This is a genomic window from Rhizobium brockwellii (assembly GCF_000769405.2).
GTDB lineage: Bacteria > Pseudomonadota > Alphaproteobacteria > Rhizobiales > Rhizobiaceae > Rhizobium > Rhizobium brockwellii.
In genome coordinates this window covers 1,533,634-1,551,335 of sequence record NZ_CP053439.1, presented here as the reverse complement: position 1 = coordinate 1,551,335, position 17,702 = coordinate 1,533,634, and the positions used below count along the sequence as shown (strand labels likewise).

Below are 17,702 nucleotides of genomic sequence, written 5' to 3'. Positions count from 1 at the left end.
AATGGTCGATCTCGACACCATCGATCTTGCGATTCTTAAGGCGCTGCAGGCCAATGCCCGCATGACCAATGCCGAGCTTGCCGAAAGGATCGGATTGTCGCCTTCGGCCTGTTCGCGCCGGCTCGACATCTTGGAAAGAAGCGGCGTCATCGGCGGCTACCATGCGCGGCTTTCACACAAGGCGCTCGACTACAAGATGATCGCCATCGTGCATATCTCGCTCTCCGGCCAGTTCGCCAAGACGCTGGCGGAATTCGAGGCAGCGGTGAAGCTCTGCCCGAACGTGCTCGTCTGTTACCTGATGTCGGGCGAATACGACTATATCCTCAGGGTCGCCGCCCGTGATCTCGAGGATTATGAGCGCATCCACCGCGACTGGCTGTCGGCCCTTCCCCACGTCGTCAAGATCAATTCCAGCTTCGCGCTCAGAGAAATCATCGACAAGCCGAATGTCGGCCTTTGAGGCCTTGCATCTTTGGCGAAAGCCTGTCCAGACTTTCGATGCGTGCGGGCGTTTCCCGCTCATTGGCAAGTCATGACATCGAAGACCCAAGGCTATATTTTCGCCCTATTGGCGCTCACCATATTTTCGCTGCAGGACGCCATCTCGAAACATCTGGCGACGGCCTATCCGCCGATCTTCGTGACGATGATCCGCTACTGGGCCTTCGCGCTTTTCACGATCATCCTCGCGTCGAAGATGCGCGGCGGGATCAAGGCGACGGCCCGCACCAAACGCCCCTTCCTGCAGGTGACGCGCGGCGTTCTGCTTGCGGTTCAGGTGGTTCTGGCCATCACGTGTTTTGCCGTGATCGGCCTTGCCCGTTCACAGGCGATCTTTTCCGCGACGCCGATCCTGATTGCTCTGCTGGCGATGCCGATCCTCGGCGAACGGGTCGGGTGGCGGCGGTGGGCAGCGATCGGCGCCGGACTTTTCGGGGTGCTGCTGATCCTGAAGCCGGAAGGCGAGTTTTTCGACGTGAAGCTGCTTCTCGCCGTCATTTCCTGCTTCAACTTCGCCTTCTACGTTATCGCCACCCGCCTGGTCAGCCGCGACGATTCGTCGATGACCAGCTTCTTCTATACCGGCGTCGTCGGCGGCGTCACGATGACGCTGGTTGGGCCGTTCTACTGGAGTTGGATGGCGCCGGGCGACTGGGGCTGGATGGCGCTCGTCTGCATGACCAGCATCTCCAGCCATTATTTCCTGATCCGCGCCTATGATGTTCTCGATGCCGCCGCCGTCCAACCGCTGACCTATCTGTCACTTGTCTACGCCTCTATCATCGGCATGGTAATCTATGGCGAAACGCTCAGCTTCAACATGATCGTCGGCTCGGCGATCGTGGTCGCTGCCGGCATCTTCACCGTCTGGCGCGAACATGTCGTGGGACGCAGAGCGGCCGCCGCCAATTGACGGTTTCACTGCAATTTTAGCCAAGCCCCTAAAACCATTTCAATTTTCCCGCGCTATGCTCCCCGGCTATACCAAGGGAGACAATATGACCCGCAACTTGAAAATCACGGCCCGAAAGACTGATCGGAAAAACTGCCGCGTGTTCGGCCATGTCAAATATCTGAACAGCCAGGTGGACGCCCGCATCCTCGACCTATCGCCAACCGGTGCCGCCCTGGAGATGAAGGGGCCGTTCCATGCCGCCTCCGGCAGCAAGGTGCGCATCGAGGCCGAAAACCTCGGGCTGCTCGAAGGCGTCATCCGCTGGAAGCACAATGGCCGCGTCGGCATCCAGTTCGACGTGAATTCAAATGCGCGGGCACAGATCTCCTCCTATTTCCGCTTTTTCCACAAGGAGATGCGGCCTGTGCTGGCGGTACGCCCGCTGGTTAGACCCACCGCCAACGTCGAGCGGACGCCTCACTCAGCGACATCGACGCCAAACCCGTAAGGCTGCCCCACCTTTGCGCCGGAGCGGCTGAGATCGCTCCAACGGCTGCGGTTGACACTGACGCCGAGGGTGACCGTGGCCTTACGTCTGCTGCAGCCTGGTGCCGAATAAATATATCATAAATTGCATTTCTGAGCCATGACGCTTTTCCGGCGGATTGTTTTGACGTCCTGTCATTTTCGCAGTGTACTCCTCGCCAAATCGTCCTAATTTTGACGGGCCGGACGATGCATGATCCTAAGGAGAGTTTCCATGTCTTCCATTTTCGATGTTGGTGTAATGAGCCGCCGTTCCCTGCTCGGTGGCCTCGCCGCCACTTCCGCCCTGGTGCTGCTGCATCCTTTCAGCGCCCGCGCCAGCGCCAACCAGGCGCATCTCAGGTTGATGGAAACGACCGACATTCACGTCAACGTCTTCCCCTATGACTATTATGCCGACAAGCCTAACGACACGATGGGCCTGTCGCGCACCGGGACGATCATCGACGGTATCCGCGCCGAGGCTATCAACTCGCTGCTGATCGACAATGGTGACGTGCTGCAGGGCAATCCGATGGGCGATTACATGGCCTATCAGCATGGCATGAAGGATGGCGACGTCCATCCGGTAATCAAGGCGATGAACACGCTCGGCTATACGGTTGGCACGCTCGGCAATCACGAGTTCAACTACGGCCTCGACTTCATGTTCAAGGTCCTATCAGGCGCGAATTTCCCCTTCGTCTGCGCCAACCTGACCAAGGGTCAACTCGCCTCGGACCCGAAGCAGGACGATCTCTTCTTCAAGCCCTACATTATCGTCGAAAAGCAGATCAAGGATGGCGCCGGCAACGAAAGCCCCGTCAAGATCGGCTTCATCGGTTTCGTACCGCCGCAGATCATGCTCTGGGACATCAAGAACCTTGAAGGCAAGGCGCAGACGCGCGACATCGTCGAGGCCGCCAAGGCCTGGGTTCCCGCCATGAAGGAAGCCGGCGCCGATATCATCATTGCGCTCTCGCATTCCGGCATCGACGGCAGCGCACCATCCGAAAAGATGGAGAACGCCTCGCTGCATCTCGCCGCCGTCGATGGGATCGACGCGATCTTCACCGGCCACCAGCATCTCGTCTTCCCCGGCCCGAAGAGCTGGGACGGCGTCACCAATGCCGACCCCGTCAAGGGCACGCTGCACGGCAAGCCCGCCGTGATGGCCGGCTTCTGGGGCTCGCATCTCGGCCTTATCGACCTGCTGCTCGAAAAGGACGGCAACAGCTGGAAGATCGTCGATTTCACCTCGGAAGCACGGCCGATCTATCATCGCGACGACAAGAAGAAGGTGGTTGCCGACTACGCCGACAAGAAGGACGTGATCGAAGCCGCTAAGGCCGAGCACGAGGCGACACTTGCCTATGTCCGCACCCCGGTCGGCAAGACGTCAGCACCGCTCTATTCCTACTTCGCACTCGTCGCCGACGATCCCTCGGTGCAGGTCGTCAGCCAAGCCCAGACCTGGTACATCAAGCAGATGCTCGCCGACACCGAGTTCAAGGACCTGCCGGTGCTTTCGGCGGCGGCCCCCTTCAAGGCCGGCGGTCGCGGCGGCGCCGACTACTATACCGACGTTCCGGCCGGCGATATCGCCATCAAGAACGTCGCCGACCTCTATCTCTACCCGAACACGGTGCAGGCTGTCACCATTACCGGCGCCCAGGTGAAGAACTGGCTCGAAATGTCGGCCGGCATGTTCAATCACATCGAGGCCGGCTCAAAAGATGCGGCCCTGCTCAACAACGATTTCCCGTCCTACAATTTCGACGTGATCGACGGCGTCACCTACCAGATCGACCTGTCGCAGCCGCCGAAATATGATTCGTCCGGCAAACCGATCCATCCGGACGCCAACCGCATTCAGAACCTCGCCTTCGACGGCAAGCCGATCGATCCGGCTCAGAAGTTCGTCGTCGTCTCGAACAACTACCGCGCCGGCGGCGGCGGCAATTTCCCTGAGATCACCGCTGATAAGGTGATCTTCCAGGCGCCGGATACCAACCGCGACGTCATCGTCCGCTATATCCATGATCAGGGCACGATCAATCCGTCGGCCGACGCAAACTGGACCTTCAAGCCGCTCCCAGGCACGACCGCGACCTTTGAAAGCGGCCCGAAGGCGAAGCAGTTCCTCACCGAGGTCAAAAGCGTCAAGATCGAGGATGCCGGCGAAGGGGCCGACGGGTTCTCGAAGTTCAGGCTGGTTCTTTAGGCCGAGCACAATATCAGCGAAGGCGCGGCACCCGCGCCTTCGTCATTCGGCCGCAAGCGGCGTACCAGCTTCCTGCAGTTCCGCTATCTGAGCATGGAAATCGACTTGGCTCGGGCAGGCGGAAAGCCGCGTGCGGAACGCGTCGATCATCCAGGTGGCGGCAGGTCCGGGCGGGTTGGCGAGCTGACGGACCGAATATATGGGATACTCTCCCTGTTCGTAGGCATCCAGATCGAGATGGACGAGCCTGCCGCTCGTCAGATCGTCATGAATCACGGAAGCCGGAAGGCCGCCCCAGCCAAGGCCGGCCCTGATGAGCTGGTGCTTCGTCGCAATATCGCTGACGCGCCATGTCTTGTAGGACAGAACGTTGAAATCGCGCCCCTTCGTCCGGCCCGACGCATCGGTGACAACGAGTTGCACTTCCTCGCGGACGTCGCCGAGCGTCAGCGGCCGGCCGATCCCGGCAAGCGGGTGGTTGCGCGCGGCAACCGGCAACATGAAGGAGTGACCGATTCGTTCCGTGACGATCGAATCGTCCTGCTGGACGACCGCGCCACCAATCCCGATCGTCGCCTTGCCGCTCAGGACGAGATCCATGACCATTCCGAGTTCGCCGACATTGAGGCTCAACGAAACGGATGGAAACATCTCGCGGAATTCGTGGAGTACATCCACCAGGGCTCGTGAAGGCACCATGACGCTGATGGCGACGGATACCTCCGCTTCGAGCCCTTCCCTCAGGCTCTTGACGCGCGCCCGCATGACCTGCAGGTTGCCCAGAATGCGCCTCGCATCCTCCAGCATCGCCTTGCCCGCCTCCGTCAGCTTCGGCTGGCGGGCGCCGGAGCGCTCGAAAAGCGGCACTTCCAGCTGTGCCTCCAGATTGGCAATCGTATAGCTGACGACCGACTGCGCCCGGTTCAGCGCCCGCGAAGCGGCCGAGAAGCTGCCAGTCTCGGCAACGGTCAGAAACACCTGCAATTGGTCCAGAGTGGGGTTTGGCACCATCTTCTATCCATTCCATCGATAGTTTCGATCGACATTATCACCGTTTTTTCGATAGCAGGCCAGACCTATTTTCCTCATCGAGACTGCGGCTCACCTCCCAGCAACGGGCCGTCAAATTCCATTCGAAAGGAAATGCACCATGTCGTCCATCCTTCTTCTGACGTCCAGCCCGCGTGCCGAATCGCTCTCGACGCCGATCGCTGTCGATCTCGCCGAAAAGCTGAAGAACCAGAATCCGGGCAGCGTCGTCGTCCGCCGCGATCTTGCCGCTACCCCGCTGCCGCATATCGATGACCTCTTCACCGGCGCAATCCGCAAGCCGGCCGAGGCCCGCACCGCTGAGGAAACCGCGGCCGTCAAGACTTCCGACGAGCTTGTCAACGAACTGCTTGCCGCCGATACGATCGTCATCAGCACCGGCCTCATCAACTTCAACATCTATTCGTCGCTGAAGACCTGGATCGACAACGTCGCCCGCGCCGGCCTGACCTTCAAGTACACGGAAAGCGGCCCGGTCGGCCTCGCAACCGGCAAGAAGGTTTATGTCGTGCTCGCCTCGGGTGGCGTCTACTCACAGGGCCCGGCCGCTCCCTTGAACCATGCAGTGCCGTACCTGAAGTCGGTTCTCGGCTTCCTCGGCATCAGCGATATCGAGACCATCTATGTCGAAGGCCTGGCCTTCGGTCCGGAAGCTGCCGAAAAGGCGATCGACGCCGCCAAGTCGCGCGTCCAGGAAATCGCACTGGCCGCCTGATCGGCTGCTGAACGCTCCATGGAACGGTCGGCCTTTGCCGGCCGTTTTTCATTTGTCGATATCGGCGACAAAATCCCGGACCGTCGCCAGGATTTCAGCCGAGAGCTTTTCATCGGACGAAATCCGGGCAAGGCCGACGCCACCGGCCATCATCGCGAAGGCCATGATTGCCTTGCGCCGTCTTTCTCCTTCGTCCGCTCCCGCAGCCTTGCTCGCCAGTGACGCGAAATTCCGCCTGAGCCCGTCCGTCGCAATCCCCCGCGCCTTCTCGCCGCTGCGTGATATATCGGAGATCAGCGCGGCAAAAGGGCAGCCCTCACCGGGATTGTCGCGATGATAGGCGCTCACATAACGATCGGCGACATCGGCGGCCGCCATCTCCGCCGGGTTCACCCCCTCGGCCTCCAGCTTGCGTCCCCATGAATCGAAAGCGGACTGGATCGCCTCGGCGACCAGATCGTCGCGGGAGGCGAAATGCTTGTAGAAGCCCCCGACGGTCAATCCGGCTTCCTTCATCAGGTCGGCGACGCCAATACCTTCGAGCCCCTCCTCGCGCAGCCGCTTCGACGCGGTCTCGACAATCTTCTCGTGCGTCTTCTGTTTTTCCAGCTGCGAACGGCCCATCGGACATCTCCCCGGCACTGCCTCTTGACTCATGTAGATTATAATCATAATCCTTGTAGATAACGATCATAATCTAGATCGTTGCCAATTCCAAGAGGAGCATGAATCATGCGTCTAAGAAACAAGGTCGCCCTGATCACCGGCGGAAACAGCGGCATCGGTCTTGCGACCGCCAGGGTCTTCATCGACGAGGGTGCCAGGGTGGTGATCACCGGCCGCAACCCGGAAACGCTCGCTGCCGCCGAAAAGGCGCTGGGAGCCGGCGTGCTGGCACTGAAGGTCGACGTCACCGATGTCGCCGCCACCGAGAAGGCCTTTGCGGAAGCCGCCGGAAAGCTCGGCAAGTTCGACATCGTCTTCGCCAATGCCGGCATCGGCGGCGCGACGCCGCTCGGCGAAACATCGCCGGAGCAATTTAACCAGATTATCAGCACCAACCTCACGGCGGTTTTCTTCACCGTGCAGTCGGCCCTACCGCATCTCAATGACGGCGCTTCGGTGATCCTCAACGGTTCCGTGCATGCCGTGCTCGGCGCTCCCGGCTGGTCGGCCTATGCGGCGACCAAGGCGGCGGTCCGCGCGATGACGCGCAATATGGCGTCCGAACTCGCGCCGCGCGGCATCCGCGTCAATCAAGTGACGCCCGGCGGCACGAAGACGCCGATCTGGTCGCCGATGGCTCAGACGGAAGACGCAATGTCAGCGCTTGAGGCCCGCATCGGCGGCATGAGCCCGCTCGGCCGCATGAGCGAAGCCGACGAAATCGCCAAGGCGGCGCTCTATCTGGCTTCGGATGATTCGGCCAATGTCACCGGCATCGAGATCACTGTCGACGGCGGCATGACGAGTGCCCCCTCCGGCGCCAAGATCTTCCGCGCTGCCTGAGTGAGCCGGGGCTGGGCAGGTTAAACTTGCCGGCCCCTTCGCCGGCCTCGGTCACCGGTCACAGAGTGCTTGTATTGTCTCCTACGAATGCTTTGTTTCGTTCTTGCGTTGCACGGTGGGCAACACGAAACAGGACGATTGCAAAATTCAGGACGGCAAGCAGGAGCACGACGTACAGCATGGTCTGCACGCCGGAGGAAACGATCAGATTGCCGGCGATCAGTGGAAAGCCGAAGACGCCGATGGAATAGGCGAGCGAAAATAACAGCAGCGATTGCGGCATAAGGCCGGCAGGAGCCTCATTGGCCGCCAGGCCGTTGATGACGGAATAAGTCAAGCCGTAGCCCACCCCCAGCATTGCCGCGCCTCCCAGATAGGCAAACTGATTTGATGTCAGCATCAGGAACAGCACGATCGATACCAGCGTCAGACTTGTCAGGACCACAAGCGAATAGAGTGGGTCTTTCTTGACCACATATCCCGCCACGAACAGCCGGCTCAGAATCGCGGCGGACATGAAGCCGATGAAGAACAGCGAGTAGTCGAACCCATGCGCCTTGGCGTAGCTAGTCTGAAAGCTGGACAACCCGCCGAAAATCGCGCCACCGATGCCGACCATAATGATGGAATAGATGGCCCGCGAGCCGATCACCTCGCGTGCTGAGCCAAATGAGATCTTGTTGACATGAGGCAAAATCTTGCCGGCCTTGGTCAGCCGGATATGGAGCAAAAAGTAAAGCGCACCGCCGGCGAGACTGGCAAGGAACGCAAACGCGAAGGCCGCCTCAATCGGCATCGACCAATTGGTGGCGATGCGGCCAATGATCGGTCCGGCGCCGATGCCCGACATCATCGATCCCGAAAGCAGAGCAAAAAACCTGATCCGATGTTCGGGTTCGACGATCGCGGCGACCAGAATGGGTCCGAGCGCATAGAAGGTGCCCCAGCCTATGCCGAGGATGAAACCGACCGCCATCAGGCTCAGCCCAGCTGAGGGAACCATGACGAATCCGAGCGCTGACGCGGCAAGAAACAATCCCGAAACAGCCACCGCCCGCGCCGAGCCAATGGCATCCGCGATGTGGCCGGACAGGATCACGAGAATGACGGTGCTGACAGTCGCAGCCGAAATGATCAGGCCGGCCAGCGCCTCGTCGCCGCCGCGCTCACCCACCAGCACCGGGATCAGAAAGGTCACGCCATAGGCAATCGAAAGAAGAAACCCGCCGATACACAAAACGGCAAACTCGCCGCCATCGACTTTCTGTCCTGCAACTGAATCACTCATGTCCACGCCCCTTGCCGGAAAGCTCATCCGGAATGCTGCGGCAATGGAGATCACGTTTACGTTACGCTAACAAGCCGTTTTTGTGGATCTCATAACCTGTTGAAAATACGCAAATATATGGGAATGTGTTTCTGTTTACGCAACATCCTAAACACCTGCGGCCGACCGCACTGCGCTGATCGACGAGCCCACCAGGCCTAACTGAGTTTCACCACGCCGGAGCGGCCGACGACGCAGTTGCGGCCGCTCTTCTTGGCCACATAGAGCCTGCCGTCGGCAGCCGTCAGCACGGCGGTCAAATCGACGCCGTCCTCGTCGGCAGTCGCAACACCGATGCTGACCGTGATCGGCCTGTCATCCGGCGTCTTGACGCTGGTTGCAATCGTCCAGCGAAGGCGCTCGGCAAGCAGCAGACCTTCCTCGTGGTCGGTGCCTGGACAGACGGCAACGAATTCCTCGCCGCCGAAGCGGAAGACACGGTCGCTGGAACGCAGCGTCGTACCGATCCGAGCGGCGATGGCTTTCAGCACCTCGTCGCCCTGGAGATGGCCGTAGCCGTCATTGACATCCTTGAAGTGATCGGCGTCGATAATGAGGACGGTGGCGAATAGCCCCTGCTTCAGTGCCTCGCGCAGCATCAGCGGCGCTTCCATTTCCATGCGCGTCCGATCGTAAACGCCGGTGAGCATGTCGCGGCCGGTGCGCTCAAGAAGATCGTTGTAGCGCTCGCGAAACGTCAGGTCGCCGAATACGTCGCTAATCGAGCGTGCGGACCCGCCCGCACCGACGCGGCGAATACGATATTCATAGAATGCGAACATCGCCGCGTAGAGGCAGACGGCAAGCATTTTTGCCTTCCATCCGCCCCAGAATGCGGCGATCGGCACATCCAGGAAGTAATGCAGCGCGGCGAAGAAGCCGATCTGGTCGAAGGTCAGCAGCACGAAGCCCGAAATCAGGAAACGCAGGACGACCCGGCGACGGAAGAAATCGCCGAGTTTTTCGTAAAGCAGGATGATGCCGAGCGAATCGACATAGAGCAGCGCCGTGCCCCAGACCATCAGCCAGCCCATCTCCTTGAGGAAATCGACGTCGGGTGTGTGGTTGGTCGATATCTGCAGCGGTTGGTGCAGTTGCAGCACCCAGGCAATACCGACGGTGAGCAGGTTGCCGAGGAAGAGACCGTATATCGGCTGGCGCACCGTCGCGGCATCCTCCTGCAGGTAAAGCATCAGGATCATCATCAGCTTGCCGGAGAAGAAGACGGATGAACCCGGCGACACATCTCCGAACGGCAGCGAAACATAAAACACCGCCGCCAGATAGGTCTCCATGAAATGCATGACGCCGAGCGCCGTCAGGAAAACCCCGAGGCCGAGCCGGTGACGGAAATGCAGAAGCGTCACCATCAGCACGAAATAGGCGATGGCTTCGACGACGAACAGAGCGAGGTTGAGTGTCTCCATCATGAGACCTCGGCTCCGGACGTTCGGCCTCCTGCTGGCGCGGTGATCGCGACAGAGAATCCTTTAGTCAATCGTCCGAAACAGTCAAACACGGGGGTGTCCTGCAAATCCTGCAGGCGATACCTTTCACCGCAATCCTTTAAGATTGCGTGAGTGAGAACGCGCTCGCTGGAGAGCACCCCGGTCACACAGGAACAGTTACAGCCGGTATCAAGGACCCATCCCCGGATCCCGATTTCAGACCTGACGAAGCTTCTCGCCGTCGCCAAAGAGCGACGAACCATGCTGATCGATGATCTGCTGCGCCTTGCGCACCGTGCATTCGAGCGCGTCATCGGAGGAGGAAAACAGATCGGCGCGGATGAAATTGCGCACCAGTACCTCGTCGCCGACCTTCTTTTCGATGCGACCGGCAAGGCGATACTGGCCGCCTTCCTTGCGCGGCTCGGCAAAGATCGTGCAATCGCCGTAAAGCTGCGGCTCGCCGGAAGGGCCGGCCGCCTCCGAAGCCGGCTTGCCGCCGCCGGAGAACATCGAGAAGATATTTGAAATGAACGAAGCCATGCTCCGCCTTTAGCACGGCGATATCGCTGTCGCCAAGTCAAATGATCAGGTTGGCGAGGATCTCGTTCTCGGTGATATCCTCGTAACCCATGCCGGCTGCTTCGAAATTTCCGATCAGCCGGGCGAAATTCTCAGGCGCCTTGGTTTCGATGCCGATCAGGATCGAGCCGAAATTACGCGCCGATTTCTTCAGATATTCGAAGCGGGCGATATCGTCGTCGGGGCCAAGCAGATTGAGGAAATCCCGGAGCGCGCCAGGGCGCTGGGCGAGCCGCAGGATGAAGTATTTCTTCAGCCCTGCGTAACGCATGGCTCTTTCCTTTACGTCAGGAAGACGCTCGAAATCGAAATTGCCGCCGGAGACGACGGCAACGATGGTCTTGCCGCGGATCGCTTGGCCGTCCATCGCGGCGATCGCCGTCAGCGACAGGGCGCCAGCCGGCTCCAACACGACGCCTTCGACATTCAGCATTTCCTGAATGGTGACGCAGATGGCGTTCTCAGGCATCAGTTGCACTTGGCTTGCCGGAAAATCGCGAAGAGCCGCGAAGTTCAGGTCGCCAATGCGCCCCACCGCCGCGCCGTCGACGAAATTATCGACCTTCGCAAGTGTTACTACCGCGCCCGCCTCGATGCTGCGCTTAAGGCTCGGCGCGCCGGCTGGCTCAGTGAAGACGAAAGCCGATTTCGGCACCGTGCCGTCGAGATAACCGGTGATGCCGGCGGCAAGTCCACCGCCGCCAACCGGCAGGACGACCATGTCCGGCACCGTTCCTTCCGGCAGCTGCTGCATGATTTCGGCGGCGACGGTTGCCTGGCCTTCGATGATGTCGGCATGATCGAAGGGCGGCACCATGACGCCGCCGACCGCCTCTACGTGTTCGCGGGCGGCCTGGTAGCACTGGTCGAAGAAGTCGCCGAACAGCCGGATGGTGATGAATTCGGCGCCGAACATGCGGGTCTTGTCGATCTTCTGCTGCGGTGTCGTCACCGGCATGAAGACGACGCCCGGCACGCCGAAATGGCGGCAGACGAAGGCAAAGCCCTGGGCGTGATTGCCGGCCGAGGCGCAGACGAAGGTCTTGCCGGCAGCACCCTGCCCGATCGCCTTGCGAAAGAAATTGAAGGCGCCGCGGATCTTGTAGGAGCGCACCGGCGACAGATCCTCGCGCTTCAGCCAGATATCGGCCCCGTAGCGAGCCGACAGATGATCATTGAGCTGCAGCGGCGTTGCCGGAAACAGGCTGCGCATTGCCTCTTCGGCGCTTTCGACATCAAGTTTCGTCACGGGCGTGGTCCATCCTCAAGAATACCACCGCCGCTATGGCACGAGCCGACCGGCAAAAGAAAGCCCGTTTCGGCCGTTTCCGGTTCGCTCCCGAACCGGCTCGCTCCGAGGAAGGCTTTCTTAATCCAATCGCAAAATTGGCGGCACATGAACTGATTTTAACTGTCAATGAAAAGGGCGGCCACTTATATGAAGCTATGATGATCTTCAAATTCGCAAAACCGCTCGCCTGGCTGTTGCTCGCCTTCATCATCTTCGTCACGGTTTCGCCGATCGGAGAAAGGCCGGATACGGTCACGATGGTCGATGTCGACCGCGCGGTTGCCTATCTACTTCTCGGCCTCGCCTTCGCGCTTGCCTATCCGAAACAATGGAAAACGGTGGCCGTGCTGCTGATCGTCGGCGCATTCGCCATCGAATGGCTGCAATATTTCGCGCCCACCCGCCATCCGCGCCTGCATGACGCGAGCATCAAGGCGATGGGCGCAACCCTGGGGCTACTGGCTGGCTGGGTGATCAACAGGTGGCGCGAGACCAAAGCGCCAAACGCGCTTCCTTTCGCAGAACGCTGATTATCTCGAGTTAGAAATCGCCCAACTGCACTGCCCAGAAGAACAATGGTATCGCAGCTATCGCAGTTCCGAGAACAAGTGCGACGCTGGTCTTGAAGATTCGGATGCGCCGAACCCTGGTCCCATTCCAATCGTAAACCATCGTCTTACTCCCACAAGACAATACTTACTCAACCGCCGTGGCGCGATCCTTGCACCGAAAAACCCCTATGCAAGCGATATTGCGCTTTTATCCACAATATACAGGGTTAATACAAGCATATTCGAACAGGATTATGAAGGTGGTGCGGGCGACGGGGCTCGAACCCGTATAGCCAAGGCCGAGGGATTTTAAGTCCCTTGCGTCTACCAGTTTCGCCACGCCCGCTTGCGGCGTTTTCAATATCTTGCGTCACTGGCGATGGGAAGGGCCGCGAGGCGTAAAAAATCACGCCTGATCTGCAGGCGTGCCTATCAGAAAACAGAAAAGGCGCGGCGAGCCCACGCCCGCCGCGCCTTTCTCATTTCAGTGACGAGGATCACGCGAGCTTGGCTGCAAGCTTGGCGATGTGGGCGCCTTGGTATTTTGCGCCTTCCAGCTCGATCTCGGAAGGCTGGCGCGAGCCGTCGCCGTTGGTGATCGTGGAAGCGCCGTAAGGCGAGCCGCCCTTGACTTCCTCGGTGCCCATCTGGCCCTGGAAGGCATAAGGCAGGCCGGCAACGACCATGCCCTGGTGCAGGAAGGTCGGGATGAAGCCGAGGATGGTCGATTCCTGGCCGCCGTGCTGGGTTGCCGAAGAGGTGAAGACCGAACCGAGCTTGCCGACGAGTTTGCCGGCGAACCAGAGGCCGCCCGTCTGATCCCAGAAATTGCGCATCTGCGAGGCGACCGTGCCGAAGCGGGTGCCGGCGCCGACGATGATCGCGTCATAGTCCGCCAGTTCGTCAACGGTGGCGATCGGAGCCGCCTGATCGACCTTGTAATAGGAAGCCTTGGCAACGTCTTCCGGAACCAGTTCCGGAACGCGCTTGACGGTGACGTCGGCACCGGCCGACTTCGCGCCTTCGGCGACCGCATAGGCCATGGTTTCGATATGGCCGTAAGCCGAATAATAAAGGACGAGAACCTTCGCCATCTTCAATCTCCCTTGGAGCACTGGTTGAATTTCGTGAACCGAGGGAGTTCTATCAGCGCGCATTTCCGAACACAGCCATGGCTTGAAGAACTCAGTGTTCAACATCCGTGGACGAAAATTCACTTGCGTTTTCATTTCAGCAAAAATGAACGTATCCGGCGGCTGTTTGCAAAGCGGCCGAAGGGCACTACCTATTCACCAGCCTCAGATCACGGAACATCCCATGAGCCAAGACATCGTCGTCACCGCCGCCATGCTCGCCATCGGCGACGAACTTCTCTCCGGCCGCACCAAGGATAAAAATATCGGCCATCTTGCCGATTTGCTGACGCTGTCCGGCATCGATCTCAAGGAAGTGCGCATCGTCGCCGACGACGAGGACGCGATCGTCGAGGCGCTGAACGCGCTTCGCGGTAAATATGATTATGTCTTCACCTCGGGCGGTATCGGGCCGACGCATGACGACATCACCGCCGATGCCATCGCCAAGGCTTTCGGCGTGCCCTGCGAATACGACGAGACGGCGATGACGCTGCTTGCCGAGATGTACCGGCGCCGCGAGATGGAATTCACCGCGGCGCGCCAGCGCATGGCGCGCATGCCGCGCGGGGCTGCGCATATCGCCAATCCGGTCTCGACAGCGCCCGGCTTCATCATCGGCAACGTCTACGTCATGGCCGGCGTGCCGCAGGTCTTCCAGGCGATGGTCGACAATGTGCTGCCGACACTTCGAACCGGCACGCCGGTGCTCTCGCTCGCCATTGCCTGCCCTTACGGCGAAGGTGAGATCGGCACGCCCTTGACCGCGATCCAGAAAGCACATCCGGAAACCAGCATTGGTTCTTACCCGCGCTATATCGGCCAGAAATTTTCGACCGAGATCGTCGTGCGCGGCCGCTCGCAGGCGGTTATCGATGCGGCCGGCGCCGAGGTGCGGGCGATGATCGACGCCATCCGCCAAAGGAAGGACATTGCCGAAAACCATTCCGCCGAGGCTTGAGGGCAACGCCGGAACCTGGGGCATCCTTGATCCCTATCAAGGAACAGGAGAACGGTCCGGCGCATTCCTTCCCTCGCGCAAGCCATTTCAGCGCAAGGAGAATTGATATGTCTTACAAAACCATTCTCGCCATTCTCGATACATCAGACAATAGTACCGCGGTTGCCGATTTCGCCTTCGCCATCGCCGCTGAAAGCGGCGCCCATGTGATCGGCCTGCATGCCGAAATCATCTCCGCCGTGCCGCTGGTGGCGCCGATGGAAATCCCCGATCCCGTCGCCGTACAGGCGCTGCAGGACATGGCGCACAGCGAAACGATCGCGGTTGAGCGCATTTTTCGGGCCAAAGCGGAGGCGGCTGGCGCCTCCTTCGAATGGCGCAGCTTTGCCACATCAACCGGATACGGCTCCGCGCCGCTGATCGAAAGTGCGCGCAGCGCCGACCTCCTGATCGCCTCGCAGGCCGACCCGGCCAGACCTTCCGACAGCCACGTCGACGTCGACAGTTTCCTTTTCGAAACGGGCCGGCCAGTGCTGATGATCCCCTATATCATCCGCCAGCCGAAGCCGATCAAGCGCGTGCTGATCGCCTGGAACGGCTCGAAGGAGGCTGCGCGCGCGACCTTTGACGCGTTGCCGATCCTCAAAGCCGCCGATGAGGTGGAGATCTTCTCAGTCGATCCGGCCGACACGGCGCTGCAATCGCCGCTGACCGCAGGCGCCGACATCGCCGCGACGCTTGCGCGTCATGGCGTCAAGACGACGCTTTCGACGGCCCAAAGTGTGGACAAGAGCGCATCGCATGTCATCGAAAACCGGCTTTCGGACAGCAGCATCGATCTTCTCGTCATGGGCGCCTATACCCATTCCTGGCTCTGGCAGATGATCTTCGGCGGCACGACCAAGACCCTGCTGCAATCGATGACGGCGCTGACCCTGTTATCGCGTTGATTGGCTGCTCTTGCCTTTTGCCGGCAAATCCCGCTAATTGCGGCGACCGATGACAGCTTCGAGCCTCGGCCCCATCTCGCGCAGTTCCGGCTGCGCGATTTGCGTTTTGCCAATCGCCGCTTCAAGCCTGTCCGGTCGCCGGCAAACGGCGTGTCGTTTTTTCATGCCGCGGAGCAGCCCGATGTCCCTTCCCGATAAAGCCTTTCCCGTTTCCTGGGATCAGTTCCACCGCGATGCGCGCGCCCTTGCCTGGCGGCTTGCCGGCTTGAATCAGACGTTCAAGGCGATCGTCTGCATCACCCGCGGCGGCCTCGTTCCGGCCGCGATCATCTCGCGCGAACTGAACATCCGGCTGATCGAGACCGTCTGCGTCGCGTCCTATCATGACTATGTGAACCAGGGCGACATGGTGCTGCTCAAGGGAATAGCACCCGAACTTATGGAAAATGGCGGAGAAAGCGTGCTGGTCGTCGACGATCTGACGGATACCGGCAAGACCGCTGCACAGGTGCGCACCATGCTGCCGAAGGCACATTTCGCCTGCGTCTACGCCAAGCCGAAAGGCGTGCCGACCGTCGACACCTTCATCACCGAGGTGAGCCAGGACACGTGGATCTATTTCCCCTGGGACATGGGCTTCACCTATCAGGAACCGATCGCCAAGGGCGCGGGCTGATCGCCACCGATCGCGGCGCGCAACCATCGCATTTACCACTTGAAATTGTTCCAGATTTTGTCAGCAAGGCTTCCTGAATCCGCTATCGGGATCTGCACATCTATTTTATCTTTTGCTCATAAACTCGACAGATGCGAATCGTGTCAGATTGCACCTAAAGCGTGCATCGGACAATACGGTATAGGGAAGCAAGATGGCTCGATGGGGGCATATAGGAGCGGTTGTGACTGTCGGGCTGGCGGCCTTTCTTTTGCCGCTGGCGCCCGTCCATGCTGAGCCTGCCTACATTCCCCTCGTGCGCGACTATGTCGAGAAGCGGATCCGACCCATAGTGGAAACGCCATTGGTGCTGAAAGCCATTGCCGAACAGAACACGAAATTCGGCAATGTCAGCGAAATGGATATGCGGGTGCTCGACGAGACCTACCGGTCGGAGGTCAACCAGCACCACCTGCAGATGGTCAAGCTGCTGCTCGACAAATCCGTGTCGCATTACCTGAGGGAAAAACAGGATGCCTCGCACGGCGCAATTCTCGAATTTTTCGTCACGGACTCGCGTGGGCTGAATGTCGGGCAGAGCACCATCACCGCCGACTTCTGGCAGGGCGACGAGGAGAAATATCTCCAAACCTTCGCCAGCGGCTCCCGCGAGATCTTCATCGACCGGGCGGAACGCAATGAATCCAGCCAAAATCTCGAGACGCAGGCGAGCTTTGTCGTCATGGACGAAGAGAACAGGCCGATCGGCGTCGCCATCGTCACCATCGCCATTGATGCGCTCTAACAGCATGTCGCGCAAAAGTTTGCGGTTTTGCGATAACGACGCGCTTTAGGAGCACTGATTTCACCGACGAATCGGCATGCTCATTTGCGCCGGAAATGCCATCATAAGATTTGCCATAGGGTGGTTTTTTGCCATTCCGAGGTTTTCCTTAGCCGGCAACGCCTGCAAGCCATTGTAATATCAGCGCTCCCCGGCTTTCCCCAATCTCCACAGGCGCATCCACAACATGTTGTGGTTAGCAATCAATTAAAAGCCAGCCCTTGACGGAATCAGCTGTTTCAAACTTTACTGATCCTGATGTTGCGGCGGCGACAGGACCGGAGGTTACGAGCCCGGTTCCCTTTTGAAAATTAGGACGCGGAATCAGGGCGATGGACCGAAAACGGTGCAGGCCCGACAGGATTTCTGCGCGGTTTTCAGCCTCCAAAAAAAGTGACATCGGGGCTGGCGATAATAAGCTGTTAATACTATATTTAGTGTTTGCAGCCACCATCACCACAAGATACAGGAAGGACATCTCCGGATGACACCCCTGTCACAATACGGAAACGAGACTGGCTGCGCGACGACAAAGTGC

Annotated in this window: 19 protein-coding genes and 1 tRNA gene; 11 read left to right on the top strand and 9 right to left on the bottom strand. The window is 59.6% G+C overall.

The features are described 5' to 3' along the window. Position 1: 1 nt before the first annotated feature. The 4 genes from RLCC275e_RS07870 to RLCC275e_RS07855 all read left to right on the top strand — a co-directional run bounded on the left by RLCC275e_RS07870 (position 2) and on the right by RLCC275e_RS07855 (position 4,148). The gene (locus tag RLCC275e_RS07870; protein WP_033179858.1) at positions 2–463 is read left to right on the top strand and encodes an Lrp/AsnC family transcriptional regulator; all 462 of its coding nucleotides are present in this window, start codon (positions 2–4) and stop codon (positions 461–463) included. Positions 464–535: 72 nt separating this feature from the next. After that, a complete protein-coding gene (locus RLCC275e_RS07865; protein WP_033179857.1) occupies positions 536–1,417 on the top strand; it encodes a DMT family transporter in 882 nt (293 codons plus the stop codon). Between the two features lie 85 nt (positions 1,418–1,502). Further along, positions 1,503–1,907: a PilZ domain-containing protein gene (locus RLCC275e_RS07860; protein WP_033179856.1), complete on the top strand. Its 405-nt coding sequence runs from the start codon at positions 1,503–1,505 to the stop codon at positions 1,905–1,907. 252 nt (positions 1,908–2,159) lie between these two features. Continuing rightward, on the top strand, positions 2,160–4,148 hold the full coding sequence (locus RLCC275e_RS07855) for a bifunctional 2',3'-cyclic-nucleotide 2'-phosphodiesterase/3'-nucleotidase (protein WP_033179855.1): 1,989 nt from the start codon (positions 2,160–2,162) through the stop codon (positions 4,146–4,148). A 42-nt stretch (positions 4,149–4,190) separates the two neighbouring features. Here the strand turns inward: RLCC275e_RS07855 and RLCC275e_RS07850 are convergent, their stop codons facing one another. After that, complete coding sequence (locus RLCC275e_RS07850) at positions 4,191–5,159, bottom strand: LysR family transcriptional regulator (RefSeq protein ID WP_033179854.1); 969 nt, start codon at positions 5,157–5,159, stop codon at positions 4,191–4,193. 139 nt (positions 5,160–5,298) lie between these two features. Here RLCC275e_RS07850 and RLCC275e_RS07845 point away from each other — a divergent pair, with 139 nt between their 5' ends. Further along, on the top strand, positions 5,299–5,913 hold the full coding sequence (locus tag RLCC275e_RS07845) for an FMN-dependent NADH-azoreductase (RefSeq protein WP_003558716.1): 615 nt from the start codon (positions 5,299–5,301) through the stop codon (positions 5,911–5,913). Between the two features lie 48 nt (positions 5,914–5,961). Here the strand turns inward: RLCC275e_RS07845 and RLCC275e_RS07840 are convergent, their stop codons facing one another. Further along, positions 5,962–6,537 carry a TetR/AcrR family transcriptional regulator gene (locus tag RLCC275e_RS07840; protein ID WP_033179853.1) on the bottom strand — a complete coding sequence of 192 codons (576 nt, stop codon included), beginning with the start codon at positions 6,535–6,537 and terminating at the stop codon, positions 5,962–5,964. Between the two features lie 108 nt (positions 6,538–6,645). Between RLCC275e_RS07840 and RLCC275e_RS07835 the strand changes: the two genes are divergently transcribed. Then, a complete protein-coding gene (locus RLCC275e_RS07835) occupies positions 6,646–7,422 on the top strand; it encodes an SDR family oxidoreductase (RefSeq protein WP_033179852.1) in 777 nt (258 codons plus the stop codon). Positions 7,423–7,480: 58 nt separating this feature from the next. Here the strand turns inward: RLCC275e_RS07835 and RLCC275e_RS07830 are convergent, their stop codons facing one another. The 4 genes from RLCC275e_RS07830 to ilvA all read right to left on the bottom strand — a co-directional run bounded on the left by RLCC275e_RS07830 (position 7,481) and on the right by ilvA (position 12,028). Continuing rightward, on the bottom strand, positions 7,481–8,710 hold the full coding sequence (locus RLCC275e_RS07830) for an MFS transporter (RefSeq protein WP_033180638.1): 1,230 nt from the start codon (positions 8,708–8,710) through the stop codon (positions 7,481–7,483). A 197-nt stretch (positions 8,711–8,907) separates the two neighbouring features. Continuing rightward, on the bottom strand, positions 8,908–10,179 hold the full coding sequence (locus RLCC275e_RS07825; protein ID WP_033179851.1) for a GGDEF domain-containing protein: 1,272 nt from the start codon (positions 10,177–10,179) through the stop codon (positions 8,908–8,910). 234 nt (positions 10,180–10,413) lie between these two features. Beyond that, complete coding sequence (locus RLCC275e_RS07820; protein ID WP_033179850.1) at positions 10,414–10,740, bottom strand: HlyU family transcriptional regulator; 327 nt, start codon at positions 10,738–10,740, stop codon at positions 10,414–10,416. A gap of 37 nt (positions 10,741–10,777) precedes the next feature. Then, positions 10,778–12,028, bottom strand: a complete 1,251-nt coding sequence (ilvA, locus tag RLCC275e_RS07815) for a threonine ammonia-lyase (protein WP_033179849.1) — start codon at positions 12,026–12,028, stop codon at positions 10,778–10,780. 137 nt (positions 12,029–12,165) lie between these two features. On the opposite strand from ilvA, the gene RLCC275e_RS07810 reads away from it, so the two are divergent. Further along, entirely contained in the window at positions 12,166–12,600 is a 435-nt protein-coding gene (locus RLCC275e_RS07810) for a VanZ family protein (protein WP_171816908.1), read from the top strand. Between the two features lie 282 nt (positions 12,601–12,882). On the opposite strand, the gene RLCC275e_RS07805 is transcribed toward RLCC275e_RS07810, so the two are convergent. Further along, positions 12,883–12,967: transfer RNA gene (locus tag RLCC275e_RS07805), tRNA-Leu, on the bottom strand. A gap of 151 nt (positions 12,968–13,118) precedes the next feature. Further along, positions 13,119–13,715 carry an NAD(P)H:quinone oxidoreductase type IV gene (gene wrbA, locus RLCC275e_RS07800; RefSeq protein ID WP_003558697.1) on the bottom strand — a complete coding sequence of 199 codons (597 nt, stop codon included), beginning with the start codon at positions 13,713–13,715 and terminating at the stop codon, positions 13,119–13,121. 223 nt (positions 13,716–13,938) lie between these two features. On the opposite strand from wrbA, the gene RLCC275e_RS07795 reads away from it, so the two are divergent. The 4 genes from RLCC275e_RS07795 (at position 13,939) to RLCC275e_RS07780 (ending at position 17,125) form a co-directional block, all read left to right on the top strand. Next, positions 13,939–14,715: a competence/damage-inducible protein A gene (locus RLCC275e_RS07795; protein ID WP_033179848.1), complete on the top strand. Its 777-nt coding sequence runs from the start codon at positions 13,939–13,941 to the stop codon at positions 14,713–14,715. A 107-nt stretch (positions 14,716–14,822) separates the two neighbouring features. Next, the gene (locus tag RLCC275e_RS07790) at positions 14,823–15,665 is read left to right on the top strand and encodes a universal stress protein (RefSeq protein ID WP_003558693.1); all 843 of its coding nucleotides are present in this window, start codon (positions 14,823–14,825) and stop codon (positions 15,663–15,665) included. Between the two features lie 181 nt (positions 15,666–15,846). Continuing rightward, complete coding sequence (gene gpt, locus RLCC275e_RS07785; protein ID WP_033179847.1) at positions 15,847–16,341, top strand: xanthine phosphoribosyltransferase; 495 nt, start codon at positions 15,847–15,849, stop codon at positions 16,339–16,341. 193 nt (positions 16,342–16,534) lie between these two features. Then, complete coding sequence (locus tag RLCC275e_RS07780; protein ID WP_033179846.1) at positions 16,535–17,125, top strand: hypothetical protein; 591 nt, start codon at positions 16,535–16,537, stop codon at positions 17,123–17,125. Between the two features lie 235 nt (positions 17,126–17,360). Here RLCC275e_RS07780 and RLCC275e_RS07775 read toward each other — a convergent pair whose 3' ends face one another. Further along, positions 17,361–17,642 (bottom strand): hypothetical protein, encoded by a 282-nt coding sequence (locus tag RLCC275e_RS07775; protein WP_171816884.1) that lies wholly within the window; start codon positions 17,640–17,642, stop codon positions 17,361–17,363. Between the last annotated feature and the right edge of the window lie 60 nt (positions 17,643–17,702).